This window comes from Streptomyces sp. NPDC017448, from assembly GCF_044330565.1.
Classification (GTDB): Bacteria; Actinomycetota; Actinomycetes; order Streptomycetales; family Streptomycetaceae; genus Streptomyces.
Genome location: NZ_JBIRLM010000027.1, coordinates 70,340 through 93,384 on the forward strand (window position 1 = coordinate 70,340; position 23,045 = coordinate 93,384).

Here is a 23,045-nt window from a genome sequence, read left to right on the forward strand (position 1 = left end):
GGAGGGCTCAGGTGGCCGCGGCCGCATGCTCCGGCGTGCGGGCGCGGCCACCGGGGTGCCGGTGCCGCCACACCCAGAACACCGTGCAGGAGACCAGCGCCCACCCGGCGAGGACCAGGTAGGGGAAGACGAACTGGTGGCCCTGGTAGTAGACGGCGGTGTGCTGGGCGTTGACGGACGCGCCCGGCGGCAGCCAGCGGCCGATGTGGCCGAGCGCCGAGGGCAGCAGCGGCCAGGACACCGCGCCGCCGGAGGACGGGTTGCCGAGCAGCACCATGACGCCCCAGGTGGGGATCATCGCCCAGCGGCCCATCAGGGTGTTGAACATGGTGAAGACCATGCCGGAGGTGAACATCGTGAACGCCAGGATCAGCCAGGACTGGACGAACGGCAGGTCCACCGCCCCCAGCCACCAGTCCACGGCCGCCGCGACGGCGAAGCCGCCGAGCAGGGCGTAGGCGGCGGTGAAGGCGATGCGCTCGGCCGGGTTCAGACCGCGGGCGTGCACGCTGAGCTGGATCGCGCCGAGGAAGCCCATGATCACGGCGGCCAGCGAGATGTAGAAGAGGGCGAGGCCGCGCGGATCACCCCGCTGGAGCGGTTTGACGTCCTCGACCGTGACCTCCGTCCCGGTGGCGTCGCCGGTCTCGACGGCCGCCTTGCCGAGGAGTTCGGCCACCGACGCCCCGGACGCCCCGGCCACGTCGAGCGCCACGCCGCCGTCGGAGGCGCGCACGACCGCGAAGACCTTCTGCTCGTCGAGGGCCCGGCGGGCGGCGGCGGCGTCCGGGTAGTCCCGCAGTGCGAGCGAGGCGTGGAGCGCCTTCTCCATCCCGGTGACGAACTCCCGGCCGCCGCGCACCTCGGGGTCGGCGACCAGGGCCGCCGGGATGCGGTGCGGGGTGGGGTTGGCCATGGCGTACGTGTAGGAGCCGGCGAAGAGGCCGGCCGCGGCGGCGACGATCAGGACGAGGACGGTCGCGGGGAGGAAGGGACTGTTCTTGTACGCCTCCCAGCGCTCGCGCGGCGACGGCGGACGGCCGTGGGCCCCGTGCCTCTCGCTGCTCCCGCTCACGTCTTCCCGCCGTGGTCGCCCCGGTCGTCATCGTCGTCGTGGCGGGCGCGGCTGGGCTGGACGCGCTTGGGTTCGCCGGGCATCTTCGGGTATTCCGGCGGGTACGGCAGGTCGCCGAGGCCGCGCTCCCTCTCGTCCCGGTCGGCCAGCTCCAGCAGTCCGTCGAGCCGGAACGCCTCCTGGTCCATGCCGGCGTGGACGTCGCCCAGTTCGGCGTAGCGCACCGGGAGCGTGCGGATGTCGAAGTCGCGCGGTTCGGCGTCGTCGATCTCCTCCCAGCGCAGCGGGGCGGAGACCGGGGCGTGCGGGAAGGGGCGTACGGAGTAGGCGGAGGCGATGGTGCGGTCGCGGGCGGCCTGATTGTAGTCGACGAGGATCCGCTCCCTGCGCTCCTCCTTCCACCAGGCGGTCGTCACCCGGCCGGGCATCCGCCGTTCCAGTTCGCGCCCGGCCGCGATGGCGGCGCGCCGCACCTCGGTGAAGGTCCAGGCGGGCTCGATGGGGACGAGGACGTGCATCCCGCGCCCGCCGGAGGTCTTGGGCCGGCCGCGCACCCCGTGGTCCTCCAGGACGGAGCGCAGCTCGTGGGCGGCGGTGACGGCGTCCGCGTAACCGGTGCCGGGCTGCGGGTCCAGGTCGATGCGCAGTTCGTCGGGGTGGTCGGTGTCCCCGGCCCGCACCGGCCAGGGGTGGAAGGTGAGGGTGCCGAGGTTGGCGGCCCAGACGACGGCGGCGAGTTCGGTCGGGCAGATCTCGTCGGCGGTCCGGCCGCTGGGGAAGGCGACCCGGGCGGTGGGGATCCACTCCGGGAGGTTCTTCGGGGCGTGCTTCTGGTAGAAGAAGTCTCCCTCGACGCCGTCCACGAAGCGCTGGAGGGTGGTGGGCCGGTGGTTCAGGGCGCGGGTGACGCCGGGCCCCACCGCCAGGAAGTACTCGGCCACGTCCCTCTTGGTGTAGCCCTTCCGGGGGAAGTACACCTTGTCCGGGTGGGACAGCCTCACGGTCCGTCCGCCCACGTCCAGCTCCACCGCTGCTCCCATGACGGTCACGGTAGGCCGGTCGCACATATGCCGCACATCGGGAGACACCGGCCGGTGGGCGGTGAAGAATCGGGGCATGGACCTGCCGGTGATGCCGCCCCTGAAGCCGATGCTGGCCGCATCGGCGGCGACGATCCCGCCGGGCATGGCGTACGAGGCGAAGTGGGACGGCTTCCGCACGATCGTCTACCGGGACGGCGGCGAGGTCGAGCTCGGCAGCCGTACGGGCAAGTCGCTGACCCGCTACTTCCCCGACGTGGTCGCCGCCGTACGGGAGAACCTTCCGCCGCGCTGTGTGGTCGACGGGGAGATCGTCATCGCCCAGGAGGGGCGGCTCGACTTCGAACGGCTCTCCGAGCGCCTCCATCCGGCGGCCTCCCGGGTGCGGACGCTCGCCGAGCGGACCCCGGCGAGCCTGATCGCCTTCGACCTCCTCGCGCTCCACGACACCTCGCTGCTCGCCGCCCGGCAGGCGGACCGCCGGGAGGCGCTGGAGGCCGCGCTCGCCGACGCCTCTCCTCCCGTCTTCCTCGCCCCGTCCACCACGGACATCGGCCTCGCCCGGGAATGGTTCGACCGGTACGAGGGGGCGGGGCTCGACGGAATCGTGGCCAAGCCGCTCGACCTCCCCTACCGGCCCGACGCCCGGGCGATGTACAAGATCAAGCACGAGCGGACCGCGGACGTCGTGGTGGCGGGCTACCGCGAGCACAGGAGCGGCCCGGTCGTCGGCTCGCTCCTGCTCGGGCTGTACGGCTCCGACGGCGTCCTCCAGCACGTCGGGGTCTGCGCGGCCTTCCCGATGAAGCGGCGCGCCGAACTGGTCGAGGAGCTGGCCCCGCTGCGCTGCGAGGCCGCCGATCACCCGTGGGCGGCCTGGGCCGACGCGGCGGCGCACGAGCAGTCCCGGCTGCCGGGGGCGCAGAACCGCTGGTCGGGCAAGAAGGACCGGTCGTGGGCGCCGTTGCGTCCGGAGCGGGTGTGCGAGGTGGCGTACGACCACATGGAGGGCGACCGGTTCCGGCACACCGCCCGGTTCCGCCGGTGGCGGCCGGACCGGGCCCCCGCCGGGTGCACGTACGCGCAGTTGGAGGAGGCCGTCTCCTACGATCTCTCGGAGGTGCTTTCGGCGGTCGGCCCCGGGTGAGAGGCATGGACGGCGGGTGCGGGGGCACGTTGCGGTGCGGGAGAGGGTCCACCCGCGGCGGGGTGGGCCCTCTCCCGTAGCGGTTGATGTCGAGGCGGACGGGGAGACCAGGACGATGACCGAAGGACCGCAGGCCGACCCGGCGGAGCTGCTGAAGGGGCTGACCGTGGACGGCAGCCGGCCCGAGCAGCCCGTCCTGCTGGACGACCGGGGCCGCCCGATCGAGACGTGGCGGGAGAACTATCCGTACGACCGGAAGGTGCTCCGCCGGGAGTACGAGCGGGAGAAGCGGGTCCTCCAGATCGAACTGCTGAAACTCCAGCGCTGGGTCCGGGAGAGCGGGCAGCGGCTGGTGGTCCTGTGCGAGGGCCGTGACGCGGCGGGCAAGGGCGGGACCATCCAGCGGTTCACCGAGCGGCTGAACCCCCGTGGCGCGCGCGTGGTCGCCCTGGAGAAGCCCACCGAACGCGAGAGCGGCCAGTGGTACTTCCAGCGTTACGTGGCCCAGCTCCCGACCGCCGGGGAGATCGTCTTCTTCGACCGCTCCTGGTACAACCGGGCCGGTGTGGAGCGGGTGATGGACTTCTGCACCACCGAGCAGTACGAGCACTTCCTGCGGCAGGCCCCGCAGTTCGAGCGGATGCTCGTCGAGGACGGCGTGCTGCTGGTGAAGTTCTGGTTCTCGGTCTCCCGCGGCGAGCAGCGGACCCGGTTCGCGATCCGGCAGGTCGATCCGGTCCGCCAGTGGAAGCTGTCGCCGACCGACCTGGCCTCGCTGGACCTCTGGGACGAGTACACGACGGCGAAGGTCGAGATGTTCCGGGCCACGGACACCGAGGAAGCGCCCTGGACCGTGGTGAAGAACAACGACAAGAAGCGCGGCCGGCTGGAGGCGATGCGCAGCCTGCTGTGGCGGTTCGACTACGACAGCAAGGACGAGAAGGCCGTCGGGACGCCGGACCCGCTGATCGTCGGCCCCGCCGACACCCTGCTGGAGCCCGGCGAGGAGCGCGCGGACCTCTCGCCCACTCCCCTGGCCGGCCGGGCGGAGGGGCCGGGCAACCACCCCGGGCGGGGCTGACGAGGGCGTGATGCCCGGATGCCGGGGCCGTGCGGTGACGCCGCCCGCCCCCGGCGCCGGTGCCGGGGGCGGGAACTTCGCGTGGCGCCGGGGTCAGGCCGCGGAGCCCTCGGCCGGCGCGCAGGGGTCGTCGGACTCGGCCTGGCCGGCCGGGGCCTCCTGGGGCGGCGAAGGCTCCGCCGGGGCGGGGGGCGGGGTCTCGCCGGGGCAGCCCGGGTCGGTCCCGCCGGGGTCGGGCGGAGTGGTGGGATCGGTCGGATCGGGGCTCGGGGTCGGTTCGGTCGGCCCCGGGTCGGTCGGGTCGGGGCTGGGGCCCGGGGTCGGTTCGGTGGGGCCGGGGCCCGGGTCCGTGGGGCCGGGGCCCGGGTCCGTGGGGCCGGGGCCCGGGTCGGTCGGGTCGGGGCTGGGGCTCGGGGAGCCGGGGGCCGTGGGGCGGGGGGTGGGGACCGGGCTCGGCGGCCGGGTGGGCTGCGGGCCGACGACGATTCCCCCGCCGCCCTTCCCGGGAGGCTTCGGAGCGCCGGGGCCGCCGACCGGGGCCTTGGGCCGGACCCCGCCGCCGGGTCCGGGGCTGGCCGGGAGGACGCCCTGGCCGTCGGCGACCGGGTGGCTGCCGTTGCGGTAGAACTCCAGCCAGGACAGCACCGTCCGCAGATAGGTGTCGGACCGGTTGTAGCTGAGGATCGCCCGGTCCAGGTCGGCGGGGCGGGTCAGGTCGCGCGCCCCCGCGCAGAGGTAGCGGCCTGCGGCGAGCGCCGCGTCGTAGATGTTGTGGGGGTCCTCGCGGCCGTCGCCGTTGCCGTCGGCGCCCCAGTTCGCCCAGGTGGAGGGGATGAACTGCATCGGTCCCACGGCCCGGTCGTAGGTGCGGTCGCCGTCGTACGCCCCGTCGTCGGTGTCCCGGATCAGGGCGAAGCCGTTCCCGTCGAGGGCGGGCCCGACGATCGGGGAGAGGGTCGTCCCGCGCGCGTCGACCCGCCCGCCGGATGCCTGGCCGGACTCGACCTTGCCGATCGCCGCGAGCAGCTGCCACGGCAGTCCGCACCCCGGGTCGCCGCGGCCCACGGTGGACTCGGCCTTGCGGTAGGCGGCCAGCACGGTGGCCGGGATTCCCGCCTCGGACCAGGCGCGGGCCAGGAGCGGATCGGGCTTCTTCCCCGGCTTCAGGGGCGGAGGCGGCTTCGGGGACCGCAGCGGGGGAAGTTCGGTGTGGTACGCGTCGTCGCCCGGCACCTCGGTCCACACGACGTCGCCCGAGGACGCCGCCTTCTCCTGCCGGGGCCCGGGCAGCGGGACCCCCGGGGCCTGGGACGCGGTCAGCGCGGTCATCGCTGCGAGAGCGGTGGCCGTGGTGCCGAGCCGGTGCCGCACCGTGCGGTTGAAGCTCATGTCGGTTCCCTTCGCTCAGCGGGTGAAGGTGTCGATGGCGGCGATCAGCCAGGTGCCCCCGCGGCGGACGGCGTCCACGGCGAACATGGCCGCCGCGTACGTCGTCTCCTCGTCCTTGCCGGTACGGGTGTTGCTCTGGTCGGCGAAGACCAGCAGCCGGGCGCGGTCGCCGTCGAGGAACTCGACCCCGCTCTCGGTCACGGTGGTGGTGAGCACCAGCTTCTGCTTCGGAGCCTGCTCCCGGACGTCGGCGAGCATGTCCTTGTGCTGCTGCACGGCCCGGCCGGTCAGATAGGTGCTCGCCGCGCGGTCGGCCCGGGCGGGCGAGGCGTAGTCGTACGAGAACACCGCGCCGACCGCCTCGCTGATCCGGCCCTTGACCTCGCTGGTCCGGCCGATGTCGGTGAGCGCGGTGTTCTGCCGGGCCGGTTCGTCGCGGAGGCGGTCGGCGGAGGTGAACGCCCAGACGGCGAAGGCGCCCAGGAGCACGGTGAGGGCGCAGAGCACGGCGGGCAGCGTGAGGCGGAGGCGGGACGGGGCGAGCGGGGACGCCTCGGCCCGGGGGGCGTCCTCCTCCCGGGCGGCGGCGTGCGGCTCGGGTTCGGCGGAGGCGGCGTCGGCCGTTCCCGGGTCAGCGGCCGCATCCGTGTCGCGATCGGCGGCGGTGCTCGTCGCCGTCCGCGATGCGGGGTCGGCGGCGCTCTGCCCGTAGTCCGGCTCCGTCTCGGCTCCCGCCGTGCGCGAGGGGGTCGTGGCCAGCCGGCGGCGGCGGTTGACGAGGTGGCGGGTCGTCGACATGGGTGGTTCCTCTCCGGGGCGTGCGGGGCGGGGCGGGGGCGGTGCCGGGGTCAGCCGGCCGTGGCGCCGACGGGCGCCTGGCCCAGCGCGCTGAGCTTCCACCCCTCGGCGGTCCGGGTGAGGCTTCCGAGCAACCGGCTCTCCTTCACCGCCGGTTCGCCCTCGGGCGCGGTGACGGTGACGCGGATCGCGACCATCACCCCTGCGCGGCCGGCCCGTTCGTCCAGTTCGGTCACGGCGCCGGAGAGCACCTTCGCCGTGCTGACCGTCTTCGCCTCGGCGATCTGTTTGGCGAACGCGTCGCGCCCGCCCACGAGTTGGCGGCGCAGGTCTCCGGTGGTGGACTGCTCCCAACTGTCGAGCCCCTGCTCCAGCGCCTTGTGGTCCAGGGTGTTCATGTTCTGCACCGCCTGCTCCCCCGCCGCCAGCGCGTCGTCGCGCGCCTGCGCGAAGGACGCCGCGTCGTCGTTGGCCGCCTGGTAGCGCTGCCAGCCGCCCCAGCCCGCCGCTCCGGCCGCGCAGACCGCCAGGGCCAGTGCGGCGAGCAGCAGCGGGTTCCCCGCTCTCGCCCGGCCCGCCCCGGGCCGCCGGGCGGTCCCTGCCTTCCCGCTCCTGCCGGTGCTCCCGCTCTGCTCGGGGTTCCCGCCGCTCCCAGCGGTCTCGCCGCTCTCGGTCTTCGTCGTCGCCGTCCGCTGCCGTGCCATGTGGTGCCTCTCCCCTGCCTGCCGAACCGGACCGGTGCGCCCTCTCCTCCGGTCCGCCGTCATATGGAGCCGATCTCGACGATCCACCAGCGTCCGTCGCGCAGTTCGGCGGTCACCGTGAGCTGCGCGGCGGCGGTGGTGGGGGCCCGGCCCTTCCGCTCGTAGACCTGGTCGAGGAAGACCAGGAGGTGGGCGCTGTCGTCGGTCAGCCGGGTCACTCCGGCCCGGACGACCTCGCTGGTGAGCGTCAGCTTCTGGTCGGCGGACTGCCGCTCCACCTGGCCGAACAGCGCCGCGTACTGCTGGAGCGCCTTGCCCGTCAGCACCTCCTTGGCCGCCGCCCGCGTGGCGGCGGTGGTGCCGGGGGCGTACGAGAAGACCTTCGCGAGCGCGCTGCTGACGTCGCCGGTGACGCGGGTGGTCGCCGCCGTGTCGGTGAGGGCGAGGTTCGCCGTGGCCGGGGTGTCCCGGAGCCGGCGCCCCTCGGCGTACAGGACGCCGCCGGTGACGACCAGGGCGACCGCCAGCAGGGCGCCGAGGACGCGCGGCCACCGGCGGCGCGGCGCGTCCGCCCCGCTCTCCGGCTCCGGCACCGGGTCCGGCGTCTCCGCTTCCCGGTCCCCGGCCTCGGGTTCCACCACGGCCTCGCCGTCGACCGTGGTCACTCCTCCGTGCTCCGTCATCGGCCGCCGTCCGTTCCCATCGCCGTGAGCGCCTTGACCTTCCAGCCGTCCGCGGTACGGGCGAGGGTCGCCCCGAACCGCTTGCGCTGGGTGCCGGCCGCGCCGGAACGCGGGGTGACCTCGATGTCGACGGCGGCAATCAGCTCCGCCGTGCCCGTGCGCTCGTCCAGTGCGGTGAGCGCCGCCGAGGTGACCTTGCCCCGGGCCGTGTCGCCCGCTGCCGTCAGGGACTTCGCGTCGGCCTTACGGGTCCGCTCCAACTGGTCGTGCAGCGGCCCGGTGGAGGCGTCCAGCCAGGCCCGCAGCCCGGTGTCGACCCGTTTCGCGTCCGCGCCGTCCAGGCTGTTCAGCGTGGCGAGGTGCCGTCTGCCCTCGGTCAGGGCGGTGTCGCGGGCCTTCGCGTGGGCGAGGGAGCCGTCGCCGCGCGCCTGTCCGTACGACCAGGCTCCCAGTCCGCAGACCAGGGCGGCGGCGAGCAGGACGGCCCAGCCTCCCAGGTGCCGGGTGCGGGCGGTCACGAGGTGCCTCCCAGGCCGAGCAGCCCGGCCATGCCGTCGGCCCGCGGCTCGGCGTTCACGGACGCGCCGCCCCCGGCTCCGGGCAGCTTCATCGAGCCCGGGACGGCGGGCTTCGGCACCGGGCCGCCCTTGGGGGCGTTGGCGCTGCCCCGGACGTTGATGCCGGTGCCCGGCGAGGAGGTGCAGCGGGCGGCGGTGTTCACGGCCGGTCCGGCCGAGGTGTCGAGGCCGTTGCGGTAGACCGTGCCGCCGTAGCCGGCGGTGCAGGGCAGGGGTTCGAAGAAGGTGAGGGACATGCCGAACCGGGCGCCGTCGTCGTCGACCGCGCTCGCTCCGACGGCGGCGACGGCGGGCAGCTTCACCAGGATTTCCTCCAGGCCGCGCTGGCGGGTGACGGCCACCTCGGAGGTGGTGAGGAGGTTGGCGACGACGACGCCGAAGGCGGGGTCGACGTCGCGCAGCAGTCCGCTGATCTGGAGGGCGGCGTCCGGGGTGGTCGCGATGAGGTGGCGCAGGTCGGCGTCGGAGCCCTTGAGTTCGGCGGCCAGTTCCTTGGCCCCCTTGGCGAAGCCCTTGAGCGCCTGGCCCTGTTCGGCCTGGGTGCGCAGGACCTTCTCGCCGTCGGCCATCAGCCGGGTGGTGACGGGCAGGGCCCGGTCTGCGGCCTCCACGAAGTCGCCGCTGCTGTCCAGCAGGACCTGGAGGTCGTCGCCGCGCCCTTCGAAGGCGGCCCCGAACTCCTCGACGACGGTCCGCAGGCTTTCCAGGTTCACCGAGCTCGCCAGGTCGTCGACGCTGGTGAGGACATCGGTGGGGGGCGCGGGGATGGTGGTGTCGGCCTCGTCGATGACCGAGCCGTTCCCCAGGAAGGGCCCGTCCCGGCGGGTGGGCCGCAGATCGACGTACTGCTCGCCGACCGCCGAGAGGTTGGCGACGACGGCGGTGAGGCTGTCGGGGATCGGCGGGGCGTCCTTCTCGATGCGCAGTTCGGCCTCGACGCCTTCCTCGGTCAGCTCGATCGGTCCGACACGGCCCACGGAGACGCCCCGGTAGGTGACGTTGGAGTGGGTGTACAGGCCGCCGGTCTGCGGGAGTTGGACCTTGACCGTGTAGTAGCTGCGCAGACCGACGTAGTGGCCGAGGTCGGCGTAGCGGACGCCGAGGTAGCCGAGGACCAGGACGGCGATGACGAGGAAGGCGAGGTTCTTGAGCCGGATGGCGAGGGTGATCACGGGGTCGCCTCCTTCGCGGGCTTCGAGGACCCGGACGCGGCCGGCTGCGAGGCGCCGGGCGCGTCGGGCTCCGGCGTTCCGGGCGCGGTGGTCCTCGGGGCGCCGGAGACGGCGGGCAGCGGCAGCGGGAGCGCGCCCCGGAGCGACGCGGCGGGGTCCTCGCCCTCGGCCGGGGGCTGCGGGATGCCCGGGGGGTCGGGGGTGAGGGCCGGGATGATCTGGGTGCCCGGCATGGCCGTCACGTCCAGGTAGACGTTGAGGTAGTCGCCCTTGACGCCGCGCAGCACCTCGTCGGTGAAGGGGTACGTCAGCAGCACCTGGAGGGAGTCGGGCAGGTCCTGGCCGGAGTCGGCGAGCGCCTTGAGGGTGGGGGCGAGCGCCTTGAGGTCGGCGATCATGTCGGCTTTGCTCCGGTTGATCGTGTCGACGGCCACGGTGGAGAGGGTGTCGAGGGAGCGCAGCATGGTCAGCAGGGAGCCGCGTTGCTTCTCCAGGACCTTGAGTCCGGGGCTGAGGTCGGTGAGGACCGTTCCGACGTCCTGCTCGCGGGTGGCGAGGGTGGCGGCGAGCCGGTTGACGCCGTCGAGGGCCTTGGTGATGTCGCCCTTGTTCTCGTCGAGGTTGGTGACGAGGGTGTCGACCCGGTTGAGCATGGAGCGGATCTGCGGTTCCTGCCCGGCGAGCGCCTTGTTCAGCTCGGTGGTGATGGTCTTGAGCTGGTTGACCCCGCCCCCGTTGAGGAGCATGGACAGGGCGCCGAAGACCTCTTCGACCTCCGGGTTCCGGTTGGTGCGGGAGAGCGGGATGCGGCCGCCGCTCGCGAGCGATCCCCGTGCGGTGCCCTCGGGGGGCGGGGCGAGCTGGATGTACTTCTCACCGAGGAGGCTGGACTGTTCGAGTCGGGCGTAGGCGTTGGCGGGCAGCTTGATCCTGCCGTTGACCTGCATGGTGACCCGGGCCCGCCAGCCGCCCGGGGCGAGCGCGATCTTCGTGACGCGCCCCACGGAGACGTCGTTGACCTTGACCGAGGACTGCGGGGCGAGGCTGAGGACGTCGCCGAACTCGGCGGTGACCTCGTACGGCCTCTCGCCCAGGTCCGCGCCGCCGGGCAGCGGTATCTGCTCGATGCCGGTGAAGGACGGGGCGTCGGGGCGGACCACCACCAGGGCGACCAGCGCGCCGGTGGCGAGCAGGGCGACGGCGGCGACGGCCGCGCGTGCGGCGGGTCTGCGGCGGGCGTCGTCGTTCATCCTTCCGCCCCCTTCTTCTTGCCGGGCTGCTTCTCGGGCGTGCCGTAGACCGTGCCGACCTCGGGGAGCGGCAGGACGGGCAGGACTTTGCGGCGGTTCGCGTCGACGGGGGCCAGGCCGGTGAGCCGGCCGGCCGCCGCGGCGGCCCCGGGCTCCACCAGCGGTCCGCCCATGGAGAGTTCGTTGAGGTTGGCCCGGCCGTTGAGGGTGCGGTGGGCCGGGTCGTAGGCGTTCAGCACGTTGCCCGCCGCGAGCGGCAGGGTGTCCATCGCCTCCGCGAGCGAGGCGCGCTGGTCGACCAGCGTCTGGGTGATGGGGACCAGGGCCTCGACGTTCTTCTTGAGCGAGCCGCGGTTCTTGGCGATGAACGCCTTGACCTGGCCGAGGGCGGCGCCCAGCTCCTTGAGGGCCGCGCTGAGGTTCTTCTTGTCGTCCGCCAGGAAGGAGGTGACCGTGTTCAGCTGCTGTTCGGCGCTGCGGACGTTGCCGTCGTTCTCCTTGAGCATGGTGGTGAAGCTCTGGAGGTAGGTGAGGGTGTCGAAGAGGTCGCCGCTGCTCTTGTCGAGCGTCTTGGTGGCCTTGCCGAACTGTTCGATGGAGTCCCCGATGGCCTTGCCGTTGCCGTCGAGGTTCTTCGCCCCGGTGTCCAGGAGCCGGGCGAACGCCCCGTCGGCGTTGGCCCCGTCGGGGCCGAGCGCGGTCGAGAGTTCGGTGATGGAGGCGTACAGCTCGTCGACCTCGATCGGGGTGGCGTTGCGGGCGGCGGGAAGCACCGCGTCGTCCGCGAGCCGGGGGCCGCCGTCGTAGGCCGGGGCGAGCTGGACGTAGCGGTCGGCGACGAGGCTGGGGGCGACGACCACGGCGTGGGCGTCCCGGGGGACGTCGATGCCGTGGTCGAGGCGCAGGACGACCTTCACCTCCTCGCCGCGCGGTTCGACGGACTGGACGGTGCCGACCTTGACGCCGAGGATGCGCAGGTCGGACCCGGCGTAGACGCCGGTGGCGCGCTCGAAGTAGGCGGTGACGGTGAGCTTCCCGTCCTCCTCCAGGGCGCTCACCCCGGTGGCGGCGGCGACCCCGACGAGAGCGAGGCCGACGACGATGCCGGTGATGCGGGTGCGTCTCATGTCAGCGGCCCCCTTGCTGCCGGGGTGGCATGCATCCGGTCGCCGGGCCGGTGCCGGCGGGCAGGTAGTTCTTGGGCACGACGCCGCAGACGTAGTTGTCGAACCAGCGTCCGCTGCCCAGGGTGTTGCCGACGAGCCGGCTGTAGGAGCCGGTCGTGGCGAGGACCTTGTCCAGGCTCTTGCGGTTCTTCACCAGGACGGCGGTGACCCGGCTGAGGGAGTCCAGGGTCGGCCCGAGCTGCTTGTCGTTGTCCCGGACGAGCCCGGCGAGCTGGGTGCCGAGGTCGCGGGTGCCGGTGAGCAGCAGGTGGATGGAGTCGCGGCGGGCCTGGATCTCGCCGAGGAGGAGGTTCCCGTCCTCCAGGAGCGTTTCGAAGCTGCTCTTCTTCCCGGCGAGGGTCTTGGTGAGCTTCTTGCTGCTGCTGAGCAGGGTGGCGAGCTGGGCGTCGCGTTCGGAGACCGTGCGCGAGAGGGCGGAGAGCCCGTCGGCGGCGCTGCGGACGTGGGGCGGCGAGTCCTTGAAGGTGGCGGAGATCGTGTCGAAGCTCTTGGCGAGCTGGGCGGTGTCGATCTCCCCGATGGTCTCCCCGAGCCCGTTGAACGCCTGGGTGACGTCGTACGGGGAGGTGGTGCGGCCGGCGGTGATGCGGCTGCCGGGGTCCTGCGGGGCGTCGCCGAGGGGGTCGACGGCGAGGTACTTCTCGCCGAGCAGGGTCTTGACGGCGATGCCCACGGTGGAGGAGTCGCCGATCCAGGCGTTCTCCACCCGGAAGTCGACCCGGACCTTGGAGCCGTCCAGCGAGACGCCGGTGACCTCTCCGACCTTCACTCCGGCGATGCGGACCTCGTCGCCGTCCTCCAGTCCGGCGGACTCGGTGAAGTCGGCGCTGTAGGAGGTGCCGCCGGTGACGAAGGGCAGGGAGTCGGCGCGCCAGGCGGCGAGGCCGACCAGGGCGAGGACCAGGAGTCCGACGACGGCGACGGCGACCGGGTTGCGTTCCCGGATGGGGGTGATTCTCATGCCAGGCACCTCGGTTGGGTGATCGCGATGCCGGTGGGCGGCTTGCTTCCGTCGTCGTGGGTGACGCCGCTGACCTTCGCCTCGCAGAGGTAGAGGTTGAGCCACGACCCGTAGGACGTGAGTCGGCTGATGGCCGCCATCTTGGCCGGGGTCTTCTGGAGGAAGTTCTCGATCTGCGGGGTGCCCTTCTCCAACTGGCCGCTCAACCGACCCAGTTGGCGGATGTCGTCCTTGAGCGGCTTGCGGCCGTCCTGGAAGAGGTCGGCGGTGACGGTGGTGAGCGCGCCCATGGCGGTGATGGCCTCGCCCAGCGGCTTGCGGTCGCCGGAGAACCCGGTGACGAGCTTCTGGAGGGTGACGACGAGGTCGTCGAAGCCGGCTTCCCGGTCGTTGACCGTCTTGAGGACCGTGTTGAGGTTGGCGATCACCTCGCCGATCACCTTGTCCTTCGCGGCGACGGTCGTGGTGAGCGAGCCGACGTGCCGCAGGATGCTGTCGACGGTGCCGCCCTCGCCCTGGAGGACCTGGACGATGGAGCCGGCGAGCTGGTTCACGTCGGGCGGCGACAGCCCTTCGAAAAGGGGCTGGAAGCCGTTGAAGAGCTGGGTGAGGTCGAGCGCCGGGGTGGTGCGGGAGAGCGGGATGGTGTCGCCGGGGCGGAACGTCCGGCCGACCGGCCCGGCGCCCTGGTCGAGGTCGACGTACCGCTGTCCGACCATGTTGAGGTACTTGATGGAGGCCGTCACCGAGGCGGGGAGGTCCCGCCCCTTGCGTACGGCGAAGGCGACCTCGGCGACCCGCCGGTCGGCGACCCGCACGGATTCGACCTGGCCGACCTTGACCCCCGCGATCCGGACGCTGTCGCCGGGCAGCAGCCCGGTGGCGTCCGTGAACCGCGCCTTGTACGTGGCGGTGTCGCCGACGCCCTTGTTGGCGATGGAGAGTCCGAGGACGGTGGTGGCCAGCACCGTGACGACGATGAAGACGAGGGACTTGGTGACCGGTCCCGCGAGCGAGCGGCGTTTCACTTGAGCTTCACCTCCGCACCGCGGAAGGCCGGGCCGATGAGCACGCTGCTCCAGTCGGGCAGGTCTCCCGGCGCCACCTTCAGCGAGGGTGCGACCAGTTCGTTGACGAGCTGGGATTCCTGGGGCGAGTTGGGCAGGCCGAGCGCGGTGTCCGCGTCGGCGTCCCGGGCCGGCGGCGGGGCGGTGACGTCGGCGGCCCGGCGGACGTCGGCGGTCGGGGCGTTCTTGCCGACGTACGGCACCGAGTAGCACTTCGGGCCGCCCGAGGCGTTGTAGACCGGCCGGTCCCTGCCGGGGACGTACTTGCCCTTGGAGGGAACGGGTGTGATCGACACGTGGAGCCCCGGCTCGTTCGTCCCCTTGCCGAGCGCCTTGTCCATGGCGGGGACGAATCCGGCCATGGTGCGCAGGGTGCAGGGGAACGACTCGGAGTACTCCGCGAGGAGTTCGAGGGAGGGGCGGCCGGCGGTGGAGAGCCGGATGAGGTTGTCCTTGTTCGCCTGCAGGAAGGTGGTCATGTCCCGAGCGGCGGCCGTGGTCGCACCGTGGAGGCCGGCGAGGCGCGCCTCCTGGTCGGCGAGGGTGGAGCTGGTGACCGTGGCGTCGGTCAGCGCGTCGAGAACGTCCGGCGCGGCGTCCGCGTAGAGCGTGCTCACCTTGACGAGTTCCTTGATGTCGGCGTTGAGCGTGGGCAGTTGGGGGTTGAACTTCTTCAGGTGGCCGTCCAGCGTGGTCAGCGTCTCGCCGAGGCGTTCACCGCGTCCCTCCAGTGCCTGGGAGACGGCGTTGAGGGTGGCGGACAGCTTCTCGGGCTTCACGGCGGTCAGCAGCGGCAGGACGTTGTCGAGGACCTGTTCCAACTCGATGGCGTTGCTGGAGCGGTCCTGCGGGATGACCGCCCCCGCCCGCAGGGTGGCCCCGGCGGGGACGCGGGGCGGGACGAGGGCGACGAACCGTGCGCCGAAGAGGGTGGTCGGCAGCATCTGGGCGGTGACGTCGGCGGGTATCTGGTCGAGCTTGTCGCGGTCGATGGCGAGGGTGAGGCGGGCGCCCTGGCCGTCGGAGGCGATGGAGCGGACCTGGCCGACGACGACGCCGCGCAGCTTCACGTCGGCGTTGTCGTGCATCTCGTTGCCGACCGCGCCGGTGCGGACGGTGACGGTGGCGTCGTCGGTGAACTCCTTCTCGTACACGGCGACCGAGGCCCACACCAGGACTGCGGGGACCAGGAGGAAGGTGACGCCGGCCAGGCGGCGGCGGACCGTACGGGTGCTGGATGGGCGCATCAGCCGGCCACCTTCACCGTCGTCGTGGCTCCCCAGATGGCGAGCGAGAGGAAGAAGTCGGTGACGCTGATGAGGACGATCGCGTTGCGCACCGAGCGGCCGACCGCCACGCCCACCCCGGCGGGCCCGCCGCTGGCGTGGAAGCCGTAGTAGCAGTGGGCGAGGATCACCAGCACGCTGAAGATCAGCACCTTGAGCACCGACAGCAGGACGTCCTGCGGGGAGAGGAAGAGGTTGAAGTAGTGGTCGTAGGTGCCCGCCGACTGGCCGTTGAAGAAGACGGTGATGAAGCGGGAGGCGACGTACGAGGAGAGCAGCCCGATCGCGTACAGCGGGATGATCGCGACGACTCCGGCGATGATCCGGGTGGTGACGAGGTAGGGCATGGAGCGGATGCCCATCGCCTCCAGGGCGTCGACCTCCTCGTTGATCCGCATCGCGCCGAGCTGGGCGGTGAAGCCCGCGCCGACGGTGGCGGAGAGGGCGAGTCCGGCCACCAGGGGGGCGATCTCACGGGTGTTGAAGTAGGCGGAGACGAATCCGGTGAAGGCCGAGGTGCCGATCTGGTTGAGGGCGGCGTACCCCTGGAGCCCCACCACCGTGCCGGTGAAGAGGGTCATGGCGACCATCACGCCGATGGTGCCGCCGATGACGCCGAGTCCGCCGCTGCCGAAGGAGACTTCGGCCAGCAGGCGCTGGACTTCCCGCAGGTAGCGGCGCAGTGTGCGCGGGATCCAGAGAAGGGCCTTGATGTAGAAGGTGAGTTGGTCGCCCGATCGGTCGAGCCGGCTGAGCAGCGCCATCGGTCAGCTCCCCTTCGCGGGGACGATCTGGAGGTAGACCGTCGTGAGGACCATGTTCACGAAGAACAGCAGCATGAAGGTGATGACGACGGACTGGTTGACCGCGTCGCCGACGCCCTTGGGGCCGCCGCGCGGGTTGAGGCCGCGGTAGGCGGCGACGATGCCCGCGATGAAGCCGAAGATCAGGGCCTTGAACTCGCTGATGTAGAGGTCGGGCAGCTGGGCGAGGGCGGAGAAGCTGGCGAGGTAGGCGCCCGGGGTGCCGTCCTGCATGATCACGTTGAAGAAGTAGCCGCCGAGGGTGCCGACCACCGAGATCAGGCCGTTGAGCAGGACGGCGACGAGCATGGTGGCGAGCACCCGGGGGACGACGAGGCGCTGGATGGGCGAGACGCCCATGACCTCCATCGCGTCGAGCTCCTCGCGGATCTTGCGCGATCCGAGGTCGGCGCAGATCGCGGAACCGGCGGCCCCGGAGATCAGCAGGGCGACGATGAGCGGGCTCGCCTGCTGGATCACCGCGAGGACGCTGGCGCCGCCGGTGAAGGACTGGGCGCCGAGCTGCTGGGTGAGGGAGCCGACCTGGAGGGCGATGACCGCGCCGAACGGAATGGAGACGAGGGCGGCGGGCAGGATGGTGACGCTGGCGACGAACCAGAACTGCTCGATGAACTCCCGCACCTGGAAGGGCCGGCGGAAGACGGCGCGGGCCACGGCGGCGGCGAGGGCGAACAGCTTCCCGGTCTCGCGGAGCGGGGCGAGCAGCCGGGAGGGCCGCCGGCCGGCGGCGGGACGGCCGGTCGCCCTCTCGGCGGGGGGCGGCAGGGGTTTCTCGGGCGGCTCGGGCGGCCGCACCGGCATCGGGGCGGTCACGCGCGCGCACCTCCCGCGGCCGGGGCGTAGCTGTTGAGGATCGCCGTACGGGCGGCCTCCGGCAGCTGGCCCATCATCGACATGACCCGCTCCCGACGGCGCAGCGCGCCCTGGCGCACGGGCATCCCGGGCGAGGGCTCCAGCTGGGGGACGACGGTGCGGGGCCCGGCGGGGAGCGGGAGGGTGTCGAACCGCTGCTCGGCGGCGAGGGTGGCGGCGTCCTTCTCCTCGGACATGCCGATGGGGCCTTCGCGGCGGCCGGCGAGGAACTGGGAGACGACCGGGGTGTCGCTGGTGAGCAGTACCTCGCGCGGGCCGAAGGTGACGAGGTTGCGGCAGAACAGCATGCCCATGTTGTCGGGGACGGTCGCCGCGATGTCGAGGTTGTGGGTGACGATGAGCATCGTCGCGTCGATCTGGGCGTTGAGGTCGATGAGGAGCTGGGAGAGGTAGGCGGTCCGGACCGGGTCGAGGCCGGAGTCCGGCTCGTCGCAGAGGATGATCTGCGGGTCCAGGACCAGGGCGCGGGCGAGGCCGGCGCGCTTGCGCATGCCGCCGGATATCTCCCCCGGCAGCTTTCCCTCGGCGCCGAGGAGCCCGACGATGTCGATGCGCTCCATGACGATGCGGCGGATCTCGGATTCCTTCTTGCGCGTGTGCTCGCGCAGCGGGAAGGCGATGTTGTCGAAAAGCGACATCGAGCCGAAAAGGGCCCCGTCCTGGAACATGAGACCGAACAGCTTCCGGGTCTCCATGATCTCGCGCTCGGGGCTGTTCACCATGTCGACGCCGTTGATGAGGACGCGTCCCTGTTCGGGCTTGAGCAGCCCGATGATGGATTTCAGAAAAACGGTCTTACCGGTTCCGGAAGGACCGAGCATGACGCTCACTTCACCGGCGGGCAGGGTGAGGCTGACGTCCTGCCAGATGTTCTGTTTGCCGAAGGACTTCGTCAGGCCCTCGACGACTACTTCGATTCCCATCGGCCCTCCCTCGAAATGGCGGTGAACGTGTTCATCGTTGGCGCTCCGGCTCTGCTGCAATCGATGGCGGCTCGTCACACATGCACCAGGGGGCGCACGCTATGTCCGCCGAAACCGCCGGGGCAAGCCGTTGAACAGCGGAGATCGACGAACGCGGGGGTCGGGTTGGATCACTTGTCATTCGGTGACAAGGCCGGTTCCCGTCCTTGTCGAAATCTGCGCATGTCCCCGGACGCCTCGTCCGGGGTGCTTCTGGGCCGGAGCGGAGCGAACCGGGCCCGAGCATGCCCGCCAGCAGGTACGCAGGCGCTTTCGATGGGCACGCCTGGGACGCTACGGGCCAGTAACCTGACTTCGCAATACTGGGTACAGATTTTCCTCGGCGAGAATTCACGCGGGGCCACGGATTGTCAGTGGGCGAGTAATCCGCCTGCCAAACCTGTCGGATGATGAGGAATCACGGCGGTGGCGTTCCGCTCCGAGGGACAGAAAAGAGCCCTTCCGGTCCCGGGAGCCGGAAGGGCTCGATCGCCTTTCACCTGTCGGCGGCCCGGGGGCCGCCCGCGCTCACCGCTCGGGCTCGGGCTTCCTCGGCGGGCAGTCGGGCCCTTCCGGGTTGGTGGCCACGCACAGGGGCGCCTGGGTCATCTTGGCGTAGTTGTCGGCCTTCTTGCCGGGGCTGGAGATGGCCGCGGTGAAGATCGGGTCGAGGTCCTCGTCCACTCCGCAGTCCGTGAACGGCGGGATGTGGGCGTACCCGGTCAGGGTGCCGCCGTACGCCACGAGGTAGCCGGCCGGCGGATAGCTCTGGCCGTACCCCCGCAGCACCTGCTTGAAGGGGCGTTCGGTGCGGCAGTCGGGGCCGACGTCCAGGGGTACCCCGTTCACCTCGACGTCGGAGAGCCGCATGACGAGCTGGGCGGTGACGGTCGTCTCCTCCGGGTAGGTCGGCGTGTTGGTGACCGTGTGCGTGTGGATCGCCGCCGGCGGGCCGACCTGTTCCAGCGTCATGGTCGCGGTGGTCGGCATGAAGCCGTAGGTGAGGAATGTGGCCTTCGTCGGGGGGAGTTGGCGCTCCCCCTGGTAGTCGAAGTTCACCTCGGAGCTGACGTCGACGGTCGAGGCGCAGGAGTCGTTGATGTAGCGCTTGTTCAGCACCACCTTCATGAAGGCGGGCCCCAGGGCCGCCGCGCCGTTCAGTTTGGCGGCGTTGGCGTAGCCGGCCGCGTAGGTTTCGGCGGTGGTCATCACCCACTCGGGCGGGATCTCGATCGGGCAGCTGCCCGGGTCGTCCTCCAGCGCGTCGAGCCGCTTGTCGGTGAGGGCGTCGATCTTCTCCCGTGCGGTGGGCGGCAGCCCCTCGCCCGGGCGGCCGGGGGTCGGTTCCGGCGCGGGGTCGCTCTCGCCGGGCCGGGGCGCGGGGGTATCGGGGTCCTGGTCGCCGCGGATGTCCACGGCGGCCAGTTCGGCCTCCTGGCCGGGGACCGGTTCGCAGGCGACGTCGAGGCCGGGGGGCACGGTCGGCTCGCCGTCCGCGGTGCGCGAGGAGAGCGAGAGGGCGAGTGCGGCCGGGGCCAGCGTCGCCCGCCCGGGAGTGCCGAACGCGACCGTCGGCACCTCCCCGGTCGCGGTCAGGGTAAGGCCGCCCGTCCCTTCCTCTTCGCCTTCGCCTTCGCCTTCACTTTCGCCTTCACCGGGTTTCGGCAGGGCCGTCGGTGGGGCGGTCAGGCCCTGCCAGGAGGAGTCGGCGGAGGTGTCGCCGACCGCGTTGCGGACGGTGAGCCGCGCGGTGGCCGCCAGGGTCTCGGCCTCCAGGTCGCCGAAGCGGGCGAGCGCCGTGGCCGGCAGGCCGACCTCGACGGAGACCTGGTCGGGGCGGATCTCCTCGCCGGTACGGGCCGAGGTGGGAAGCACCGCCGAGACGACGACGTCCACCTCCTCGGCCCCGGAGGGGAACGGGCAGGCGTAGCGGAGGGCGACCTCCGACTTCTGTTCCGCGGCGGCCGATTCGGCACTGGGAACCAGCGCGGTGGCGACGACGAGCGCCCCTCCCACGGCCCAGTGGATCGGTCGTCTCGCCGCGGCGCGTGCATCGACGGTCATACGGTTGTGTCCTTCCGGCGCGCGTGGGCCCAGAGGATGGGCGGCTGCGGAACGGGTCCGGTTCGGGGCGACGGCTGAGCGGGCGGGATTCCAAGGGGCCGCCGACGGACGTCGGCGGGGTCCGGCCACGCTCCGTACCGGTGCGGCCGCAGGCCGGACGGTCCCTACCCACGGGTACGCTACGCACGCCGACGACGCCTGGGAAGGGCCGGGTTCGCGTCCGGATCACCGGTGTGCGGTCTTTGTCAGCCAGTGACAAGGCGCCACCCCGGACCTTGTCGGCGGGTGCGTGAAAAGGCGGATCCGACGTGGTGACACCGCATGGGCTCCCTGGCCGGTGCCACCCGGGCCCCAGGAGGCGCATGCCATGTCCGTCGAAACCGGAGGACTCACTCGCCTTTCACCTGTCGGCGGCCGCCGGCCGTCCGCGCTCACCGCTCGGGCTCGGGCTTCTTCGGCGGGCAGTTCACACTGGTCGGGTCCGTGGCCACGCACAGGGGCGCCTGGGTCATCTTGGTGTAGTTGTCGGCCTTCTTGCCGGAGCTGGAGACGGCCGAGGTGAAGACCGGGTCGAGGTCCTCGCCGACGCCGCACCCCTCGAACGGCGGGATGTGCGCGTACCCCGTCAGGGGGCCGCCTCCTGCCACGGTGTAGCCGGCCTTCGGAATGCTCTGGCCGTACCCCCGCAGCACCTGCTCGAAGGGGCGTTCGGTGCGGCAGTCGGGGCCCACGTCCAGGGGCACGCCGTTCACCTCGACGTCGGAGAGCCGCATGACGAGCTGGGCGGTGACGGTCGTCTCCTCCGGGTAGGTGGGCGTGTTGGTGACCGTGTGGGACTGCACGACGGCCGGCGGGCCGACCTGTTCCAGCGTCATGGTCGCGGTGGTCGGCATGAAGCCGTAGGTGAGGAATGTGGCCTTCGTCGGGGGGAGTTGGCGCTTCCCCTGGTAGTCGAAGTTCACCTCGGAGGTAATGTCGACGGTCGAGGCGCACTGGTCGTTGATAAAGCGCGTGTTGAGCACCGCCTTCATGAAGGCGGGCCCCAGGGCCGCCGCGCCGTTCAGTTTGGCGGCGTTGGCGTAGCCGGCTGCGTAGGTCTCGGCGGTGGTCATCACCAGCTCGGGCGGGATCGGGAAGGGACAGCTCCCCGGGTCGTCCTCCAGGGCGTCGAGCCGCTTGTCGGTGAGGGCGTCGATCTTCTCCCGTGCGGAGGGCGGCAGTCCTCCGGCCGGGAGGCCCGGGGTGGGCTCCGGCGCGGGCTCGCTCTCCCCGGGGGTGGGCGCCGGGTCCGCGGGGTCCTGGTCGCCGCGGATGTCCACGGCGGCGAGTTCGGCCTCTTGGCCGGGGACCGGCTCGCAGGCGACGTCGAGGCCGGGGGGCGTGGTCGGCTCGCCGTCCGCGGTGCGCGAGGAGAGCGTGAAGGCGAGTGCGGCGGGGGTCAGCGTCGCCCGCCCGGGGCTGCCGAAGGCGATCGTCGGCACCTCCCCGGTCATGGTCAGGGCCAGGCCGCCTCCGCCCTCTCCGTCGTCTTCGCCGGGCTTCGGCAGCGCGGTCGGCGGGGCGGTCAGGCCCTGCCAGGAGGAGTCGGCGGAGGTGTCGCCGACCGCGTTGCGGACGGTGAGCCGCGCGGTGGCCGCCAGGGTCTCGGCCTCCAGGTCGCCGAAGCGGGCGAGCGCCGTGGCCGGCAGGCCGACCTCGACGGAGACCTGGTCGGGGCGGATCTCCTCGCCGGTACGGGCCGAGGTGGGAAGCACCGCCGAGACGACGACGTCCACCTCCTCGGCCCCGGAGGGGAACGGGCAGGCGTAGCGGAGGGCGACCTCCGACTTCTGTTCCGCGGCGGCCGATTCGGCACTGGGAACCAGCGCGGTGGCGACGACGAGCGCCCCTCCCACGGCCCAGTGGATCGGTCGTCTCGCCGCGGCGCGTGCATCGACGGTCATACAGTTGTGTCCTTCCGACGCGCGTGGGCCCAGGAGGCGGGGGGCTGCGGATCAGGTCCGGACACCCCGGGTGTTCCGTGGCGCGGCCGTGCCCGGCCGCCGGGTGCGCACGGCCGGGCACGACGTTCAGGTGGTGCGGTACGTCATCGGGTGCGGGATCAGCCGCTGATGACCGGGGACTTGCCCGTGGTGGCGCTGACCAGCGTGTACAGGCCCTGGAAGCTGGCGGTGCTGCCGACGATGCCGCAGCCGCCGCCGACCTTGTTGGTGATGGCCAGGGTGAGCCCGCCGCCCGCCGTGTTCAGGGTGCCGTTGCTGCCCCCCAGGGTCGGGTTGTTGTACTTGGCGGCGACCTTGCCGGTGACGTCGAAGGTGCAGGGACCGAGGACACTGCTCCCGGCCACCTTCGCCTTGATCGCCCGGATCTCACCGGTCACCTGGCCCGTGGAGTTGGTGCCGGCGCCCGCCGTGTAGTCCAGGCCCCAGATCTCCCACGGCGGCGTGGTCGTGGTGGTCACGGTCCACGTGGAGCTGAACGGACCGGTGCACGGCTTGTTGAACGAGATCGCCGTGATGTTCGCGAGCTTGGCCGGGCTGCCGGCGACCGGGGACGTCGGCGCGTTGCCCGAGGCGGCGGAGGACGCGCACTGGATCTTGTTGCCGTTGTTGTCCGTGAGGACGGTCACTCCGGCGGAGCCGTTGAAGTTGCCGGTCGGGGTGATCGTCCAACTGGTCGGCGCGGCGACGGCCGACGGGGCCGCCAGGACCACGGCTGCCGCGGCGGAGCCGATCGCAGTCAGGACACCGGTTCGCTTGAACATGGGGTACTCCCTTTTCTCGTCCCGTTGGGGATTGGACTGAACGTGAGTGGAGAGACGGCTGCGCTGTACCTGGCGGTGCCGGACGGTGCGGCACACTGCGGGGTCCACGGCGGCGTACGGTGCGCGGACCGGGACGTGCG

The 23,045-nt window shown here is 72.2% G+C and carries 21 protein-coding genes; 2 read left to right on the forward strand and 19 right to left on the reverse strand.

The genetic code is table 11. The features are described from left to right. Positions 1-7: 7 nt before the first annotated feature. Positions 8-1,075, reverse strand: coding sequence for an ABC transporter permease (locus tag ACH4K1_RS30750; RefSeq protein ID WP_398092812.1), 1,068 nt, complete (start codon positions 1,073-1,075; stop codon positions 8-10). Then, positions 1,072-2,115, reverse strand: coding sequence for a non-homologous end-joining DNA ligase (gene ligD, locus ACH4K1_RS30755; RefSeq protein ID WP_398092813.1), 1,044 nt, complete (start codon positions 2,113-2,115; stop codon positions 1,072-1,074). The genes ACH4K1_RS30750 and ligD overlap by 4 nt, the downstream gene beginning before the upstream one ends. Positions 2,116-2,191: 76 nt before the next feature. On the opposite strand from ligD, the gene ACH4K1_RS30760 reads away from it, so the two are divergent. Both ACH4K1_RS30760 and ppk2 read left to right on the forward strand, forming a co-directional pair. Further along, positions 2,192-3,262 (forward strand): ATP-dependent DNA ligase, encoded by a 1,071-nt coding sequence (locus ACH4K1_RS30760; RefSeq protein WP_398092814.1) that lies wholly within the window; start codon positions 2,192-2,194, stop codon positions 3,260-3,262. Between the two features lie 115 nt (positions 3,263-3,377). After that, on the forward strand, positions 3,378-4,343 hold the full coding sequence (gene ppk2 / locus ACH4K1_RS30765) for a polyphosphate kinase 2 (RefSeq protein WP_398092815.1): 966 nt from the start codon (positions 3,378-3,380) through the stop codon (positions 4,341-4,343). A 93-nt stretch (positions 4,344-4,436) separates the two neighbouring features. On the opposite strand, the gene ACH4K1_RS30770 is transcribed toward ppk2, so the two are convergent. The 17 genes from ACH4K1_RS30770 to ACH4K1_RS30850 form a co-directional block, all read right to left on the reverse strand. Next, positions 4,437-5,732: a lytic transglycosylase domain-containing protein gene (locus ACH4K1_RS30770; RefSeq protein WP_398092816.1), complete on the reverse strand. Its 1,296-nt coding sequence runs from the start codon at positions 5,730-5,732 to the stop codon at positions 4,437-4,439. Positions 5,733-5,747: 15 nt separating this feature from the next. Next, positions 5,748-6,530, reverse strand: coding sequence for a hypothetical protein (locus tag ACH4K1_RS30775; protein ID WP_398092817.1), 783 nt, complete (start codon positions 6,528-6,530; stop codon positions 5,748-5,750). A 50-nt stretch (positions 6,531-6,580) separates the two neighbouring features. Beyond that, entirely contained in the window at positions 6,581-7,078 is a 498-nt protein-coding gene (locus tag ACH4K1_RS30780; RefSeq protein ID WP_398092840.1) for a hypothetical protein, read from the reverse strand. Between the two features lie 215 nt (positions 7,079-7,293). Then, positions 7,294-7,917 carry a hypothetical protein gene (locus ACH4K1_RS30785; RefSeq protein WP_398092818.1) on the reverse strand — a complete coding sequence of 208 codons (624 nt, stop codon included), beginning with the start codon at positions 7,915-7,917 and terminating at the stop codon, positions 7,294-7,296. Next, positions 7,914-8,435: a hypothetical protein gene (locus ACH4K1_RS30790; RefSeq protein WP_398092819.1), complete on the reverse strand. Its 522-nt coding sequence runs from the start codon at positions 8,433-8,435 to the stop codon at positions 7,914-7,916. The genes ACH4K1_RS30785 and ACH4K1_RS30790 overlap by 4 nt, the downstream gene beginning before the upstream one ends. After that, positions 8,432-9,667, reverse strand: coding sequence for an MCE family protein (locus ACH4K1_RS30795; protein WP_398092820.1), 1,236 nt, complete (start codon positions 9,665-9,667; stop codon positions 8,432-8,434). The genes ACH4K1_RS30790 and ACH4K1_RS30795 overlap by 4 nt, the downstream gene beginning before the upstream one ends. Continuing rightward, positions 9,664-10,917: an MCE family protein gene (locus tag ACH4K1_RS30800; RefSeq protein ID WP_398092821.1), complete on the reverse strand. Its 1,254-nt coding sequence runs from the start codon at positions 10,915-10,917 to the stop codon at positions 9,664-9,666. The genes ACH4K1_RS30795 and ACH4K1_RS30800 overlap by 4 nt, the downstream gene beginning before the upstream one ends. Continuing rightward, positions 10,914-12,044: an MCE family protein gene (locus tag ACH4K1_RS30805; protein WP_398092822.1), complete on the reverse strand. Its 1,131-nt coding sequence runs from the start codon at positions 12,042-12,044 to the stop codon at positions 10,914-10,916. Before ACH4K1_RS30805 ends, ACH4K1_RS30800 begins: the two co-directional genes overlap by 4 nt. A 1-nt stretch (position 12,045) precedes the next feature. Further along, a complete protein-coding gene (locus tag ACH4K1_RS30810; RefSeq protein WP_398092823.1) occupies positions 12,046-13,065 on the reverse strand; it encodes an MCE family protein in 1,020 nt (339 codons plus the stop codon). Next, positions 13,062-14,093 (reverse strand): MCE family protein, encoded by a 1,032-nt coding sequence (locus ACH4K1_RS30815; protein WP_398092824.1) that lies wholly within the window; start codon positions 14,091-14,093, stop codon positions 13,062-13,064. Before ACH4K1_RS30815 ends, ACH4K1_RS30810 begins: the two co-directional genes overlap by 4 nt. Beyond that, a complete protein-coding gene (locus ACH4K1_RS30820) occupies positions 14,090-15,379 on the reverse strand; it encodes an MCE family protein (protein ID WP_398092825.1) in 1,290 nt (429 codons plus the stop codon). The genes ACH4K1_RS30815 and ACH4K1_RS30820 overlap by 4 nt, the downstream gene beginning before the upstream one ends. Next, complete coding sequence (locus tag ACH4K1_RS30825) at positions 15,379-16,182, reverse strand: MlaE family ABC transporter permease (protein WP_398092826.1); 804 nt, start codon at positions 16,180-16,182, stop codon at positions 15,379-15,381. The genes ACH4K1_RS30820 and ACH4K1_RS30825 overlap by 1 nt, the downstream gene beginning before the upstream one ends. 3 nt (positions 16,183-16,185) lie before the next feature. Beyond that, positions 16,186-17,055, reverse strand: a complete 870-nt coding sequence (locus ACH4K1_RS30830; RefSeq protein ID WP_398092827.1) for an MlaE family ABC transporter permease — start codon at positions 17,053-17,055, stop codon at positions 16,186-16,188. Further along, positions 17,052-18,038, reverse strand: coding sequence for an ABC transporter ATP-binding protein (locus tag ACH4K1_RS30835; RefSeq protein WP_398092828.1), 987 nt, complete (start codon positions 18,036-18,038; stop codon positions 17,052-17,054). Before ACH4K1_RS30835 ends, ACH4K1_RS30830 begins: the two co-directional genes overlap by 4 nt. Positions 18,039-18,605: 567 nt before the next feature. Next, the gene (locus ACH4K1_RS30840; RefSeq protein WP_398092829.1) at positions 18,606-20,141 is read right to left on the reverse strand and encodes a DUF6801 domain-containing protein; all 1,536 of its coding nucleotides are present in this window, start codon (positions 20,139-20,141) and stop codon (positions 18,606-18,608) included. Between the two features lie 431 nt (positions 20,142-20,572). After that, complete coding sequence (locus ACH4K1_RS30845) at positions 20,573-22,084, reverse strand: DUF6801 domain-containing protein (protein ID WP_398092830.1); 1,512 nt, start codon at positions 22,082-22,084, stop codon at positions 20,573-20,575. A 158-nt stretch (positions 22,085-22,242) separates the two neighbouring features. Beyond that, positions 22,243-22,905, reverse strand: a complete 663-nt coding sequence (locus ACH4K1_RS30850) for a hypothetical protein (protein WP_398092831.1) — start codon at positions 22,903-22,905, stop codon at positions 22,243-22,245. Positions 22,906-23,045 lie beyond the last annotated feature (140 nt).

Excerpts from the sequence above, each read along its gene's own strand:
- ligD (WP_398092813.1), bottom strand. The coding sequence starts at position 2,115 with ATGGGAGCAGCGGTGGAGCTGGACGTGGGCGGACGGACCGTGAGGCTG.
- ACH4K1_RS30760 (WP_398092814.1), top strand. The coding sequence starts at position 2,192 with ATGGACCTGCCGGTGATGCCGCCCCTGAAGCCGATGCTGGCCGCATCG.
- ppk2 (WP_398092815.1), top strand. The coding sequence starts at position 3,378 with ATGACCGAAGGACCGCAGGCCGACCCGGCGGAGCTGCTGAAGGGGCTG.
- ACH4K1_RS30770 (WP_398092816.1), bottom strand. The coding sequence starts at position 5,732 with ATGAGCTTCAACCGCACGGTGCGGCACCGGCTCGGCACCACGGCCACC.
- ACH4K1_RS30775 (WP_398092817.1), bottom strand. The coding sequence starts at position 6,530 with ATGTCGACGACCCGCCACCTCGTCAACCGCCGCCGCCGGCTGGCCACG.
- ACH4K1_RS30785 (WP_398092818.1), bottom strand. The coding sequence starts at position 7,917 with ATGACGGAGCACGGAGGAGTGACCACGGTCGACGGCGAGGCCGTGGTG.
- ACH4K1_RS30800 (WP_398092821.1), bottom strand. The coding sequence starts at position 10,917 with ATGAACGACGACGCCCGCCGCAGACCCGCCGCACGCGCGGCCGTCGCC.
- ACH4K1_RS30805 (WP_398092822.1), bottom strand. The coding sequence starts at position 12,044 with ATGAGACGCACCCGCATCACCGGCATCGTCGTCGGCCTCGCTCTCGTC.
- ACH4K1_RS30810 (WP_398092823.1), bottom strand. The coding sequence starts at position 13,065 with ATGAGAATCACCCCCATCCGGGAACGCAACCCGGTCGCCGTCGCCGTC.
- ACH4K1_RS30820 (WP_398092825.1), bottom strand. The coding sequence starts at position 15,379 with ATGCGCCCATCCAGCACCCGTACGGTCCGCCGCCGCCTGGCCGGCGTC.
- ACH4K1_RS30825 (WP_398092826.1), bottom strand. The coding sequence starts at position 16,182 with ATGGCGCTGCTCAGCCGGCTCGACCGATCGGGCGACCAACTCACCTTC.
- ACH4K1_RS30835 (WP_398092828.1), bottom strand. The coding sequence starts at position 18,038 with ATGGGAATCGAAGTAGTCGTCGAGGGCCTGACGAAGTCCTTCGGCAAA.
- ACH4K1_RS30840 (WP_398092829.1), bottom strand. The coding sequence starts at position 20,141 with ATGACCGTCGATGCACGCGCCGCGGCGAGACGACCGATCCACTGGGCC.
- ACH4K1_RS30845 (WP_398092830.1), bottom strand. The coding sequence starts at position 22,084 with ATGACCGTCGATGCACGCGCCGCGGCGAGACGACCGATCCACTGGGCC.
- ACH4K1_RS30850 (WP_398092831.1), bottom strand. The coding sequence starts at position 22,905 with ATGTTCAAGCGAACCGGTGTCCTGACTGCGATCGGCTCCGCCGCGGCA.